Annotated in this window: 12 protein-coding genes; 6 read left to right on the forward strand and 6 right to left on the reverse strand. The window is 67.4% G+C overall.

Translation table 11 applies throughout. The annotated features are described in order from the left end of the window. The 3 genes from EPN98_RS20970 to EPN98_RS20980 form a co-directional block, all read left to right on the forward strand. A partial coding sequence (locus tag EPN98_RS20970; RefSeq protein ID WP_293364884.1) for a TrbI/VirB10 family protein occupies window positions 1-209 on the forward strand: 209 nt, incomplete at its 5' end. Window positions 210-216: 7 nt separating this feature from the next. Then, window positions 217-1,197, forward strand: a complete 981-nt coding sequence (gene virB11 / locus EPN98_RS20975) for a P-type DNA transfer ATPase VirB11 (RefSeq protein WP_293364885.1) — start codon at window positions 217-219, stop codon at window positions 1,195-1,197. A 94-nt stretch (window positions 1,198-1,291) separates the two neighbouring features. After that, on the forward strand, window positions 1,292-1,678 hold the full coding sequence (locus EPN98_RS20980; RefSeq protein ID WP_293364886.1) for a PilZ domain-containing protein: 387 nt from the start codon (window positions 1,292-1,294) through the stop codon (window positions 1,676-1,678). Here the strand turns inward: EPN98_RS20980 and EPN98_RS20985 are convergent. After that, window positions 1,675-3,210: a DUF1501 domain-containing protein gene (locus EPN98_RS20985; RefSeq protein ID WP_293364887.1), complete on the reverse strand. Its 1,536-nt coding sequence runs from the start codon at window positions 3,208-3,210 to the stop codon at window positions 1,675-1,677. The two genes, EPN98_RS20980 and EPN98_RS20985, sit on opposite strands and share 4 nt — an antisense overlap. A gap of 5 nt (window positions 3,211-3,215) precedes the next feature. Then, window positions 3,216-4,883 (reverse strand): DUF1800 domain-containing protein, encoded by a 1,668-nt coding sequence (locus EPN98_RS20990; protein ID WP_293364888.1) that lies wholly within the window; start codon window positions 4,881-4,883, stop codon window positions 3,216-3,218. 185 nt (window positions 4,884-5,068) lie between these two features. Between EPN98_RS20990 and EPN98_RS20995 the strand changes: the two genes are divergently transcribed. Next, complete coding sequence (locus tag EPN98_RS20995) at window positions 5,069-6,085, forward strand: calcium-binding protein (protein ID WP_293364889.1); 1,017 nt, start codon at window positions 5,069-5,071, stop codon at window positions 6,083-6,085. A 9-nt stretch (window positions 6,086-6,094) separates the two neighbouring features. Here EPN98_RS20995 and EPN98_RS21000 read toward each other — a convergent pair whose 3' ends face one another. After that, window positions 6,095-7,516 carry a GMC oxidoreductase gene (locus EPN98_RS21000; protein ID WP_293364890.1) on the reverse strand — a complete coding sequence of 474 codons (1,422 nt, stop codon included), beginning with the start codon at window positions 7,514-7,516 and terminating at the stop codon, window positions 6,095-6,097. Between the two features lie 9 nt (window positions 7,517-7,525). Then, on the reverse strand, window positions 7,526-7,654 hold the full coding sequence (locus EPN98_RS21005; RefSeq protein ID WP_293364891.1) for a hypothetical protein: 129 nt from the start codon (window positions 7,652-7,654) through the stop codon (window positions 7,526-7,528). A 318-nt stretch (window positions 7,655-7,972) separates the two neighbouring features. On the opposite strand from EPN98_RS21005, the gene EPN98_RS21010 reads away from it, so the two are divergent. Further along, on the forward strand, window positions 7,973-9,010 hold the full coding sequence (locus EPN98_RS21010) for a right-handed parallel beta-helix repeat-containing protein (protein WP_293364892.1): 1,038 nt from the start codon (window positions 7,973-7,975) through the stop codon (window positions 9,008-9,010). 13 nt (window positions 9,011-9,023) lie between these two features. Next, a complete protein-coding gene (locus tag EPN98_RS21015; RefSeq protein WP_293364893.1) occupies window positions 9,024-10,442 on the forward strand; it encodes an oligosaccharide flippase family protein in 1,419 nt (472 codons plus the stop codon). A 43-nt stretch (window positions 10,443-10,485) separates the two neighbouring features. On the opposite strand, the gene epsI is transcribed toward EPN98_RS21015, so the two are convergent. Together epsI and xrtV are read right to left on the reverse strand one after the other, a co-directional pair. Continuing rightward, the gene (gene epsI, locus EPN98_RS21020; RefSeq protein WP_293364894.1) at window positions 10,486-11,178 is read right to left on the reverse strand and encodes an exosortase-associated protein EpsI, V-type; all 693 of its coding nucleotides are present in this window, start codon (window positions 11,176-11,178) and stop codon (window positions 10,486-10,488) included. Next, window positions 11,175-12,050: an exosortase V gene (gene xrtV, locus EPN98_RS21025; RefSeq protein ID WP_293364895.1), complete on the reverse strand. Its 876-nt coding sequence runs from the start codon at window positions 12,048-12,050 to the stop codon at window positions 11,175-11,177. Before xrtV ends, epsI begins: the two co-directional genes overlap by 4 nt. Window positions 12,051-12,054: the final 4 nt, after the last annotated feature.

Raw genomic sequence — 12,054 nt, forward strand, 5'->3', positions numbered from 1 at the left:
CCACGCTCCAGGCCGGGACCACCGCTCTGGCGTCCGACGGCAACGGCTCCACCGTAATCATCGGCGGCGCGTCTAACCAGGCCACCCAGGTGGGCGCCACCGCCCTGCAGGCTCAGGTGAACATCCCCGATACGATCAAGGTCGCCCAGGGCGTACCGGTCCAGGTGTTCGTCGCCCGTGACCTCGACTTCGCCGCGGTCACCCGCTGAGCCGACCATGAGCGCCAACGTCTATCTCTCGGCCTATCTGGCCCCCCTGGCGCCCTGGCTCTCGCGGCCGGACGTCACCGACGTACTGATCAATCGGCCCGGCGAGGTGTGGGTCGAGACGACCGGCGGCGGCATGACCCGAGAGCCGGCCGACGAGCTGACCGAGACCGCGCTGCAGCGCCTGGCCCGCCAGATCGCCGCCGCCAGCCACCAGGGCGTCAATCGCGAGCAGCCCCTGCTCTCGGCGACGCTGCCCGACGGTTCGCGCGTGCAGGTCGTTTCGCCGCCGGCGACTCGCGGGGGCTTGGCGCTGGCAGTGCGCAAACACCTGATCTCGGACATGTCCGTGGGCGACCTGGCCCGCGACGGCCTGTTCGACACCGCCGCCCGCACCGACCCGGCCCGCGAGAAGGAGGTCGACGCCCAGCTCGAGGCCCTGCTGGCCGCCGGCGACATGGCCGCCTTCCTGAAGGCCGCCGTCCAGCGTCGCAAGACCATCGTCATCTCGGGCGGCACCGGGAGCGGCAAGACCACCCTGCTGAACGCCCTGGTCAAGGAGATCGACCGCGGCGAGCGCCTCGTGGTGATCGAGGACGCCCCCGAGGTGCGCCTGGATCATCCCAACAGCGTGGGCCTCGTGGCCGTGCGCGGCGAGCTGGGCGAGGCCAAGGTTGACGCCGACGCGCTGCTGGCCGCGTCCCTTCGCTTGCGACCCGACCGCATCCTGCTGGGAGAGTTGCGCGGCAAGGAGGCCTTCGCCTTCCTTCGCGCCGTCAACAGCGGCCACCCTGGCTCGCTGACCACCATCCATGCCGACAGCCCGACCGGCGCGCTAGACCAGATCGCCCTGCTGGCCCTGACCTCCGGCGTCGACCTCGGTTGGGACAAGGTCCAGACCTACGTCAGTCGGGTGATCGATATCGTCGTTCAACTGGACCGCCTGGATGGCGCCCGCAGGGTCACCGAGGTGCTGTTCCGGCCCCGATGACTCGCGCTTGGCGCGACTATGGGTCGCGCAAAAGATGACCCTTGGTTGCGGGAATGCGAACGAGTTCTCAACCAGACTTGCGTAAGGTTCGGGCATGTCATCGCGGCCGATGCCCAATTTCTCCGAACGCAGGGTGGAGCCCCGCCTGCCGGCCAGCGCGCCTGGACGCGTCATGCACGGCGAGCGCCTCGCACTTTGGGCGGATTGTCTGATCAAGGATCTGAGCGCGTCGGGCGCCAAGATCGAGCTTTCGCACTTCTACCGCCTCCCGCCTCGCTTCGTGCTGTTGCACTTCCACGAGGCCGTGGCGTTCGAGGTGGTGCTGAAGTGGCGTCGCGGCGACCTCGCCGGGATGGCGTTCGAGCATCGCCACCCACTGGACACCCTGGACGACCCGCGGCTTGCCCCCGTCGTCGAGGCCTGGCGGGCCCTGCAGCCCGGCCAGGGCCCCCGGCGGGGCGATCCTGGGATGATCGGCTAGACGAACCCCAGGTACTTGGTCTGGAAGTTTCGCGCCCGCGGGAAGATCAGGTCGATGTCGCTGTCCGAGACCCCGAACCAGCGCCCCAGCGTCGCCCCGTACTGATCCACCGACGTTGTCGGGATCTGGGCGCCGCCCACGCCGTCCGGATTGTTGAAGCCCGCCACGTCGGCGCCGATCGTCGGATACTGTCCGTAGAAATCTCCGCCGTTCACGGCCCCACCCATGATGAAGTGGTGGGCTCCCCAGGCGTGATCGGTGCCGTCGCCATTGGTCGCGAAGCTGCGCCCGAAGTCCGAGGCGGTGAACGTCGTCACCTGGTTGCGCCGATCGAGACCGCCCAGGTTCGCAAGCGCGCCGTCGAAATAGCTGAGCGCGTGCGCCACCTTGGCCAGCAGGTTGGGCTGGGTGGCGTTCTGGAAATCGTGGGTGTCCCAGCCCCCCAGGCTGACGAAGAACACCTGCCGACGGACGCCCAGCGACGGCGCGGCTGCGATCATCCGCGCCACCGTCTGCAACTGCAGCGCCAGCGAATTGGTCTCGACCCGCGCCGTCAGGGGGTTGGTATACGCCGGCGCCGTCGCCACGCTCGTGACGGCCGACTGAGTGAAGGCGTTATTGATGGTCGCCGACGCATTGAGCGAACGGGTGACCACCGATGAATAATCAGCGGCGAAGTTGCTGGTCAGGTTGGTTTCGGTGATCAGGTCCCGCACCCGAGCGGGTCCCAGGGACGAGCCGAACAGCGTCGACCCTTGCGCGCCTGTCACCACGACGGCCGGCTGCGTGCCGGTCGACAATTGGTACTGCACAACCGACTGGCCCGACAGGAACACCGCGTTTCCCGACGTCGAGATGGCGGTGAACAGTGTGTTCTGGCCGTTCATCCCCGCCATCAGGTCGGCGAACCGGCCGCCCCAGCCGGACTGGGCGCCCTCGGCGGACAGCGCCTGCCATGTCGACTGCTGGTCGTTGTGCGAGAACAGGCTGGTGGGCAGCGCGACCGACCGGGCCTGATACTGCGCCTTGGTCGTCGGCTGGATCAGCGGACCAACGTTCGCCAGGACCGCGAGCCGGTTCTGGCCGAACAGCGTCTGCAGCGACCCCATGAACGGGTGCAGGGCGAAGCTCCGGCTGGACGCGTTGGTGCCAGGCGGCACCGCCTGGGCGGTCCGAGGGGTGATCGGCAGCACCCCGCCCCAGGCCTCTGGGGAGCCCATGGTCGCGACCCGGCCCGTGACCGAATTGGTCTGCCCCACCGGCGTGGGCGCCGTGCCGACCGGCATAAGGGCGATCGGATCGGTCCCGGTGTTGCGGGTGTTAAAGTAGCGGGTCCACGAGTCCGTATCGGTCGCCAGGACCATGTTGTGGGCGTCGTTGCCGCCGAACAGGAACACGCAGACAAGGGCCTTGTAGTCCGCCGCGGACTGCCCCGCAGCCGAGCCGGCCGCCGCCAGTTGCAGGGCCAGAGGCGCGCCCACTCCCAGGGCCGAAAAGGCGCCGCCCACGCGCAGGAAGTGGCGTCGATCCATCGGGCTCATCGCTGCACCAGGTATTCGGGCGAAGCCATCGACATATAGATCGCCAGCTTCACGCGGTTGGTTAGCGCCGTGGTCTGATTGGTCGTCGGCACGTTGATCGCGGACACCGCCTCGACGATGCGCGACCGTGTCGAGGGTGACATCCGTCCACTCAGCAGGATCAGGTTCATCCGGTCGACCAGCACGCCGGCGTCGTTGGCCAGGGCGATCTCGGCCGCGTAGTTGGGGCGCACGTCGCGGACGCCGTTCGACGCGGTCCCGATCCCGGCGTCGATCGTGGTCTGCATAGTGTTGAGATAGCCGGCGACCGTGATCTCATCGACGATCTGGAACTCGGGCGCCACGAGGCCCGCCGCACCCACCCGCGAATTCGGCGGCGAATAGCCTGGCCGGAAGAAGTTGAACACCGAAGGCGACGTCAGTGCTGACTGGCCCAGCGATGTGTTCGCGCTGGTCGTCGTGATCAGCCAGTCGCCCGACGACGAGGTCGCCCCGAAGGCCCGGGCCCAGTGCGCCATCCGTACGACGGGCTCGCGCACCTTTCCGAAGTTGACGCCGTTCGAGACCGTCGCGCTACGGGCCTCCTCGTCCAGTAGAATGGCGCGGACAACGGCGGCCATGTCGCCGCGCACACCCCTGCCGTTGTTGTTGAACACCGTCGCCACCCGCGCCACGTAGGCCGGGCTAGGATTGCTGGTCACCAGCCGCTGGATCAGCTGCTTGCCGATGAACGGTCCGACATTCGGGTGGTTGAACAGGGTGTCCAGGGCGATCCGCAGGTCGCCGGCCGGATCCGAGACCGTGGAGGCCGGAATCACGGTCCCCAGGAACGCCTTGCTGCTCGTCGAGTGGAACTGGGGATACGGGATCATCGAGCGCGTGACCGCTTCCGGCGGCAGGTTCCCGCCCCGGAACGTCGTGTTCGACGGCGCGCTGGAGAAATAGCTGTAGCCGGTGAACACCTTGGCCAGGCCGCTGATGTCGTCGGCGGTGTAGGTCGGGATCGGCCGGCCCGAGAGGTCTGTCTTCTGCGTGCCGTCGAGGTTCAGCTGGTAAAGCCCGATGGTCATCAACTGCATGACCTCGCGGGCGTAGTTCTCGTCGGGCTGGCGTCCGGTGGCCGGATCCTCCTTCTGGTTGCCCAGCCACGTGAGGTAGACCCCCATCTGCGGATGGAGCGTCACCTGCTCGAGCAGGGTCCGGAAGTTCCCGAAGGCGTTGGCGCCCAGCATGTCGTAGTAGGCGCCGGCGCCGCGGTAGGACACGTTGGAGTCCGCCAGCGAGATCACGAAGATCTCGGACAGCGCCAGCTTCATCCGCTGGCGCAACTGGTCCGGCCCGGTCACCGCCTGACGCCAGTACGAATAGTAGAATTCAGAGTTGCTGGGCGACACGCCGGTCGCGACCCGAGCGTCGATCTCGGCCAGGTGGCTGGTCGGCGCCGGCGTCGTCATCTGCTGGTCGATCCACTGGGAGTATCCCAGCGCGCGCACCTTGCTGATCTCGCTCTCGGTGGGGCCGTAACTGGCCTGGGCCAGGAACCGCGAGGCCTCGACGGCTGTCGGCGGAGCGGTGTTGTCGGCGCCGGTCCCACGCGCGCCGCTGCACGCGGAGAGGGCCAGCGCCGCCAGGACGCCAAGCCCGCGCAACCACCTGCGCGGCATCGAATCCCCCACGTGTAACGCCCCTTCCACTTAAGCTTGCCGGGCCGGCAGGCCCGTGTACACCCGTCTAGTATACGACGGATGCGACTTATTGGCTTCCACGGCTGGTCAAGCTCTCTCCGTCGGAACTGGTGATTGTGCGCGTGTAAGAGCCAGCTAGGATCGCGCAGGGCAGGAAACCGGGCATGGCCACATTCACCGCGGGCGCGATCGGCGTCGACTTCGACATTCTGGACCTCGGGCCCCTCGCCCTGGCCCCGATCGCCGGGGCCACCCCCACGTCGGTCGCCCTGAACCTCGCCGGCGTTTCGACCCAGCTTTATGGAGTCGGCTTCACCTTCGGCGCGTCCGGGCCGCCCACCACCGGGACGATCCAGCGAATCATCGTGGGCGTCGACGCGGGCACAGTCTACGACATCGCCGGCGTCTCGATCTCGGCGACCACCTTCCGTAACTGGGTCGCGACAGGAGACAACGCGTCGGCCAAGGCCGGCATCTTCGCGGGCTCTGATCTGTTCACCGGTTCAGGCGTCGACGACCGCCTGAGGGCCTATGCCGGCGCCGACACCCTGAACGGCGGCGGCGGGGCCGATGTTCTCGATGGCGGCGATGGCGACGACCAGGTTTTCGGCGGGACCGGCGCCGACACCATCGTCGATCCCACCGGCTCGAACTACCTGCGCGGCGAGGATGGCGACGACTACATCGTGGGTGGCGTTGGTTTCGACGACATCAACGGAAACATGGGCGCCGACACCGCCGATGGCGGGCCGGGCGACGACTGGGTCGTGGGCGGCAAGGACAACGACCTGCTCTACGGCGATACCGGCAATGATCTCGTCTACGGCAACCTCGGCGACGACGTCCTGTTCGGCGGCGACGGCGCCGACACCATGCGGGGCGGCCAGGCCAATGACAGCCTGTCGGGCGGGGCCGGCAATGACTTCGTCTCGGGCGACCGTGGCGAAGACACGATGACCGGCGGCACGGGCGCCGACATCTTCCATTCGTCGAACGAAGTCGGCACGGATCGCGTGCTCGACTTCAGCCTGGCCGAGGGCGACCGGGTTATGCTGGATCCGGGCACGACGTTCAGTGTCGCGGTCGTGGGCGGCGACACCGTGATCACCGTCACCGGCGGGCAGATCATCCTCGTCGGCGTGACGACGCCCCTGCCGGCCGGAACCATCTTCGGCGCCTGAGGCGCCGCGCTACGCCGTTAGATGATTGGCCAGCCGCAGGCTCAACTGCACGATCGGCAAGGTCGGGTTCGAATGCCCGCCCGAGGCGAACACCGCGGCCCCCGCCACGTACAGGTTCTTCGAGCCGTAGACCTTCAGGTTGCGGTCGACCACGCCGGTGGTGGGGCTGTCTGACATCCGCGCGCCGCCCATGTGGTGGTGGCCCGCCAGTTCGTCGTCCTTCGGATAGTCGCCACGCCCCAGCACCCAGTCGTCCAGCTTCAGGCGGCCCAGCTTGCGGGCCATCAGCCACTCGTTGAACTGTCCGGTGGTGGCCGTCAGGGTCCTGCGCTCGAGCGGGCTCTTGCGCCAGGTCAGGACGGTCGACGGAATGCCGAACCGGTCGCGGGACTTGGTCGACAGCGTGATCCCGTTCTCCAGCCTGGGTCCCTGCTCCCATGCCGCGCGCAGCTTCACCCCGCACACCAGGTTCTCGCCCATCAGTTCCGACGCCCATGAGCCTACGGCCGGCGCCACGCACATAAGGTCCTTGACCAGTCGCTTGGCTGCGCTGGGGCTCAGCGGTTCGAACCGCAGTCCGCAGTTCAGCACGCCCAGCTCGGCCTGCTTCTGCGGCGTCAGCGAGAAGAACCGGCGCTTGCCCGGCAGACCGAAGTCCACCAACGCCGCTCCGATCGTGAAATGCGGGTGTTCCATCCAGTAGCGGCCCACCGGCGCGCCCTTGGCGTACAGCTGCCCGTTGTTGCGCGAATTGTGCCACAGCAGCTGCCGGCTGTTCTCGATCCCGCCCATCGCGAAGACGTACTTTCCGGCGACGATGTCCAGCTTCTTGCCGGTGTAGGACTGGAACGTCGCGTTGACGACCTGGCCGCCGCTCACCTTCACGTCGGTGAGGTTGGCGTTCACGAACAGGGCGATGTTCTTAGAGTCGGTCAGCGTCTTGCGGTACTTCGTCCCGAAACGGGTCGGTGGCGAGAACGAGAAGTAGACCTCCTGGATACCCTGCTTCGTCGACAGATGCCGGGTGGCCCGCGGCGGCTTGATGTCGAGGATCGTGCAGGCCGGCGCCAGGTATGGATCCAGGTCGGACTTGCTGATCGGCCAGTGGGCCAGCGGGTTGATGCGGTCTTTCCGGCGGAAGTCGACCTCTTCCAGGGTGTGACACCACCCGGCCCAGTGGCCGCTGGTTCCGCCCAGGTAGCGCAGGCGGGTCGCCATCAGGTCGAAGTAGGGATCGCCGACGGTCTCGCCGGAATAGCAGCCCTGGGATTCCTCGCTCAGCTCGAAACCGCCGGCCTCGCAGAGCGCGACGCGCTTGCCCTTCTTCGCGAGTTCCAGCGACAGCGAGATGCCCGCCGGGCCCGACCCCACGACGCAGACATCGAACGTCTGCGCGGTCGGGGGCGCATTGATATTCAGATCGGTCAGCATGGCTCGCCCCTAGAGATCTTCAGGCTTCAGGATCCAGCCATTCTTTTCGACGTACTTGGAGCCGACGCCGAAGTGCCGAAGGAGCCCCAGCGACAGCGGGACAAGCATCGCGAACAGGAAGAACTGCCGTCGCTTCATTTCACGATTTCCTTTCGGGCTTCCACCAGGACGCTTCATGCAAACCTTCACCGGCCATCGACGATCCAGGCTCCCCGCCAACTATGAGGTCGTCGCGCTGGAAGGCTCGTCGGCCCGCCTCGGGGATACGCCTCCGTCGTCGCACCGGTCAACAACGGGCGCTCTCGACGGCCACCGCAGTAAAGGCGATTCGCGTCGGGCGCGCGCCGCCTTGAATCGGCGCCCCCTACCGGGCAGAAAGCGTCCCTGTGTCGGCGGCGCGACTCCGCGCTGGATGGCGAGCACGGGACAGGGTCCGACCCGATGGTCTTCAGCGGCATGAGCAAGGCGTCCCGGCAAATGATGCTGTGCGGCGCGACAGTGGCCCTGGCCGTCGTCGCCGCGGGGTGCGCCCGCAGCGCGCCGCGTGAGCTCCGCGCCAACCCCGCCAACGCTGCGAACGTCCTGTCCTCGGCGCGCGATGGCGACACGGTGGTCCTCACCAAGGGCGTCTACAAGCTGCTGCGCCTGCCGAAGCGGACCTTCGCCAAGCCTCTCGTCATCGACGCCAGCGCGGCCACCATCGAAGGCCTGTCCGGCAAGGACGTCGACGGCTTGGAGATCCGCGGCGGGACGTTCCGCCTGCCGCCGCCCTTCATCAGCCAGAAGAACGGCCGGTTGGTTTATCATCAGGGCGTCCGCCTGGATCAGGTGAAGAACATCCGCCTGGTCGGCATCACGATGATGGGTCCGGGCGCTTACCCGGATGCACCGCCCGACACCTTCGGCGATGGCACCGGCGTCCTGATCGCGCAGAGCGAGGGCATCGAAGTGGCCGACAGCAAGTTTGCGGGCCTGAAGAACGGCGTGGTCATGAGCCGGGTCGCCAAGTTCCGCATCTTGCGCAACACGCTCGAGGGCCAGCGTTCGGACGGCATCAACGTCGGCGAAGGCCGCGAGGGCCTGATCGAAGGCAACGAGTGCCGCGGCACCAAGATCCGCGACAACGAGCACCCCGACTGCATCCAGCTGTTCTCGCGCCCCACCTCCGCGCCGACGGCCGACATCGTCATCCGCAAGAACCGCGTCACCGGCGACACCCAGGGCATCTTCCTGGGTAACAAGACGCGCGAGGGCGTGAACGACGGCGGGTTCGACCGCATACTCATTGAGGATAACGACCTCAATGTCAGCTTCCCGAACGCCATCGCCCTGGTCGACGCGCGTAGCTCGACGATCCGCAACAACCGGATCGAGACCTTCCCCGGCGCAAAATGGATCGCGCGCCTGAACACGCGTGGCGAGATCGCCCTGTGTGGCAACGTCGTGAAGGCCGGAGCCGGCAAGTCCAGTATGAAGGATCCGTCGTGCAAATAGGCTTGTCGCGAGCGTGAGACGCGGCGCCAAGATCTTCCTGATCGCCTCGCTGGTGGCGCAGGCCGCGGCGCTCGTGCGCTATGTGATCCTGGCCCGGATGCTCGGGCCGGCCGAACTCGGCCTCGCCGCCACGCTGATCCTCACCGCCCAGTTCTTCGAGAGCCTCAGCGACACAGGCGCCAACCGCTACGTGGTCCAGGACGCCCGAGGCCATACGTCCGAGGTGATGGGACTGGTCCACATGATCCTGGCCGGGCGAGGGATCCTGCTGGCAGCCGCCCTGGCCCTGACGGCCGGCCTGGTCGCCGATCTCTACAAGGCGCCGATCCTGGCCCCCGGACTGATCGCGCTGGGGCTGACTCAGGTGATTCTGGGCTTCCAGAACCTGGAGGTGCGCCGCGTCCAGCGCGACGGGGACTTCCGTCCCGAAGCGGTGATGACCATCGCCGGCGAGGTCACGTCGGCCATCGCGATCGCCGCGGCGGCCTGGATCGTTCGCGACCATACCGCGGTCATCTATGGCCTGACGGCGCGGGCCCTGATCATGCTGATCGTGTCGCACGTCATGGCGGAGCGACGCTATGCGTGGGCCTTCGGGAAGGCGGACGCGGTGGCCTTCTCGCGCTTCGCCTCCCCGCTCTTCCTCAACGGCTTGCTGCTGTTCTTCGGCTCGCAGGGCGACCGGATTCTGGTCGGCGCGTCGCTGGGCGCCGAGGGGCTCGGCTACTACAGCGCGATTATCCTGCTCATCTACTACCCGGCCGCCGCGCTCTCCCGGTTCGTGGCGAGCCTGCACATGCCCAACGTGGCGCGCACCCGCGACAATCCCGAGAAGTTCGCGCGCGAACGCGAGCAACTGGGCGGCCGGGCCGTGCTGTTGTCCACCGCCATGCTGCTGGGCTTCTGCCTGGCGGGCCCCCTGTTCGCGCCGCTTCTCTATGGTCACGCGTTCGCCCAGCCGCTGCCGATGTTCGCCGCGCTGGCGCTGCTTCAGGCCGTGCGCCTGGCCCGTTGCTGGCCCACCACCCTTGCCCTGGGCACGGGTGACAGCTTCAGCGTGCTCGCCGCCAACGTGGTCAGGGTCGTCGCCCTGCCGGCCGCCATATTCGCCTACAAGGCCTGGCCGTCCGTCTACGCGATCGTCGGCGCCTTCATCCTCGGCGAACTGCTGTCGCTCGCCACCGCCCTCATCTACCAGTGGCGCCGTCGCGTGGTGCGGGCCCGCCGCGAGTTCGTGCGCTCATTCCTGTTCACCCTCGTGGGCAGCGTCGCAGTGGCGCTCAGCGCCACGCTGCAGGAAAGGATGTGGGCCTGGTCGGCTGGCGTGGCCGTGGTGCTTCTGGGGACCTTGGCGCTGCACGCCTGGACCGAGCGGCCGACCATCCTGCACGCGTGGGGGCTGGTGAGATCTCGCATCTTCCGGCGCGCCTGACCTCACCGAGACGGGTCGGCCAAGTCGCGTCGACTGGGGCGGCCTAACCCAGTGCGTTCGAGAGCTTGGTGCCGATGAAGGCCTTGCGGCGCGCCATCGGGATCGACCGCAGAAACTGCGGGACGAACTTCTCCAGCATCTTGAAGGACTCGTTCGAGTCGTCACCCAGGGCCGAAAGACGCACCAGGATACCGTCGGGCACGATGCCTTCGATCGATTGATCGATCCGCGTCTGACGCTGCTCGCCCGCACTCTGCGGCAGCGCCTCGCCGAGGCGGGTCCAGTAGATGATGTTTTCGGTGCGCTCCTTGGTGTAGGCAATCACCTTGCGCGCCGGCAGCATCACGCCGCCACCCAGTGCAACCGTCGCCGGCTCGCTCAGGCGCACGTTGAACCCCACGGCCGGATAGCAGGACTCGGGCCTGTGCAGCTGCAGCAGGTCGCTCTGCGTGTCGCCATAGGCCGCAAGCAGCATCACCCCGTCGCCCGTCTCGTCGTCGAAATAGGTGCGCGGAACGATCTCGCTGTAGAGCGCACGGGTCAGGCTGCCGTCGAGCTCCGGGCCGATGTAGTCGGCGCTGCGCTCGGATGACCATGTGCCGAATGACTCCGGGAGCGACTTGTCGATGGTGACGCCGCTTTGCAGAAGGCGCAGCTTGTGACGGGGACGCAGGGCCTCGGCGGCGCCCAGGGCGCCGACTCCCAGCGCGCCGAAGATGAGATATCGGCGGTTCATGCGGGGGCTCCCGAACGCACCCGCAGCAGGCGGGAGGCCACGTTGTCGATGGCGAACATCAGCACCAGGGCCACGGCGAAGAGGAACAGGCCCGCCGTCACGTGCAGGAAGCCCTGCCCCACGGCGTCGCCGAAGTGATAGGTCAGCAGGATCAGCGTCACGATCCGCAGCACGTTGGCGGTCACCGCCACGGGGATGATCAGGCAGAGCAGGAACAGTGAGTAGCGCCAGCCGGCGTTGCGCAGCAGGTAGATGTAAAACAGCGTGATCGCGATCAGGCCGATGAGCGAGTTCAGACCCGAACAGGCGTCCTCGACCAGCAGCTGGTAGGGACCGGCCGTCATCGTGACCCCCTCGCGGACGATGGGGATGCCCATCGGCTCGACGACCCCGAAGGACAGCACCGAGACTAGCAGCTTCAGGGGCGCCGTGAACTGGTCGATGACCCAGCCAGGCAGCGGCAGCAGTAGCGCCAAGTACAGCAACGGGAACCAGTTCTTGGCCAGCGTCCGGACGCCGAATCGGTCGTGCATCAGCGACATGGCGAAACCGTAGAGACCGGCCGCCTCAAGGCTGATGATGTCGTAGGCGCGTCCGAACACGTACATCGGAATCGACACGAGAATACCGAGGGCGGTCAGGGCGATATGGCCCGGACGCGCCTCTTCAGTCATCGAGGGAAGCTTGCGCCAGACCAGCCAGAGGCCGGTGGCCAGCACGATGGGACCGTGCGCGCCGATATCCCTGGACCAAACCTGGACACCCAGGCGGTACAGAGTCGGCGCCGCGAGCGCCACAGCCAGCAGAATCCAGGGTCCTCGCGACAGGAGCCAAGCCCTGTCGATCGTCTGTACGTCTCCGGCGGCCGTCACGATT

Origin of the sequence: Phenylobacterium sp. (assembly GCF_004299445.1) — a bacterium.
Lineage (GTDB): Bacteria > Pseudomonadota > Alphaproteobacteria > Caulobacterales > Caulobacteraceae > Phenylobacterium.

Excerpts from the sequence above, each read along its gene's own strand:
- EPN98_RS20980 (WP_293364886.1), top strand. The coding sequence starts at position 1,292 with ATGTCATCGCGGCCGATGCCCAATTTCTCCGAACGCAGGGTGGAGCCC.
- EPN98_RS21000 (WP_293364890.1), bottom strand. The coding sequence starts at position 7,516 with ATGCTGACCGATCTGAATATCAATGCGCCCCCGACCGCGCAGACGTTC.
- EPN98_RS21010 (WP_293364892.1), top strand. The coding sequence starts at position 7,973 with ATGAGCAAGGCGTCCCGGCAAATGATGCTGTGCGGCGCGACAGTGGCC.
- EPN98_RS20990 (WP_293364888.1), bottom strand. The coding sequence starts at position 4,883 with ATGCCGCGCAGGTGGTTGCGCGGGCTTGGCGTCCTGGCGGCGCTGGCC.
- EPN98_RS20985 (WP_293364887.1), bottom strand. The coding sequence starts at position 3,210 with ATGGATCGACGCCACTTCCTGCGCGTGGGCGGCGCCTTTTCGGCCCTG.
- virB11 (WP_293364885.1), top strand. The coding sequence starts at position 217 with ATGAGCGCCAACGTCTATCTCTCGGCCTATCTGGCCCCCCTGGCGCCC.
- EPN98_RS21005 (WP_293364891.1), bottom strand. The coding sequence starts at position 7,654 with ATGAAGCGACGGCAGTTCTTCCTGTTCGCGATGCTTGTCCCGCTGTCG.
- EPN98_RS20995 (WP_293364889.1), top strand. The coding sequence starts at position 5,069 with ATGGCCACATTCACCGCGGGCGCGATCGGCGTCGACTTCGACATTCTG.
- epsI (WP_293364894.1), bottom strand. The coding sequence starts at position 11,178 with ATGAACCGCCGATATCTCATCTTCGGCGCGCTGGGAGTCGGCGCCCTG.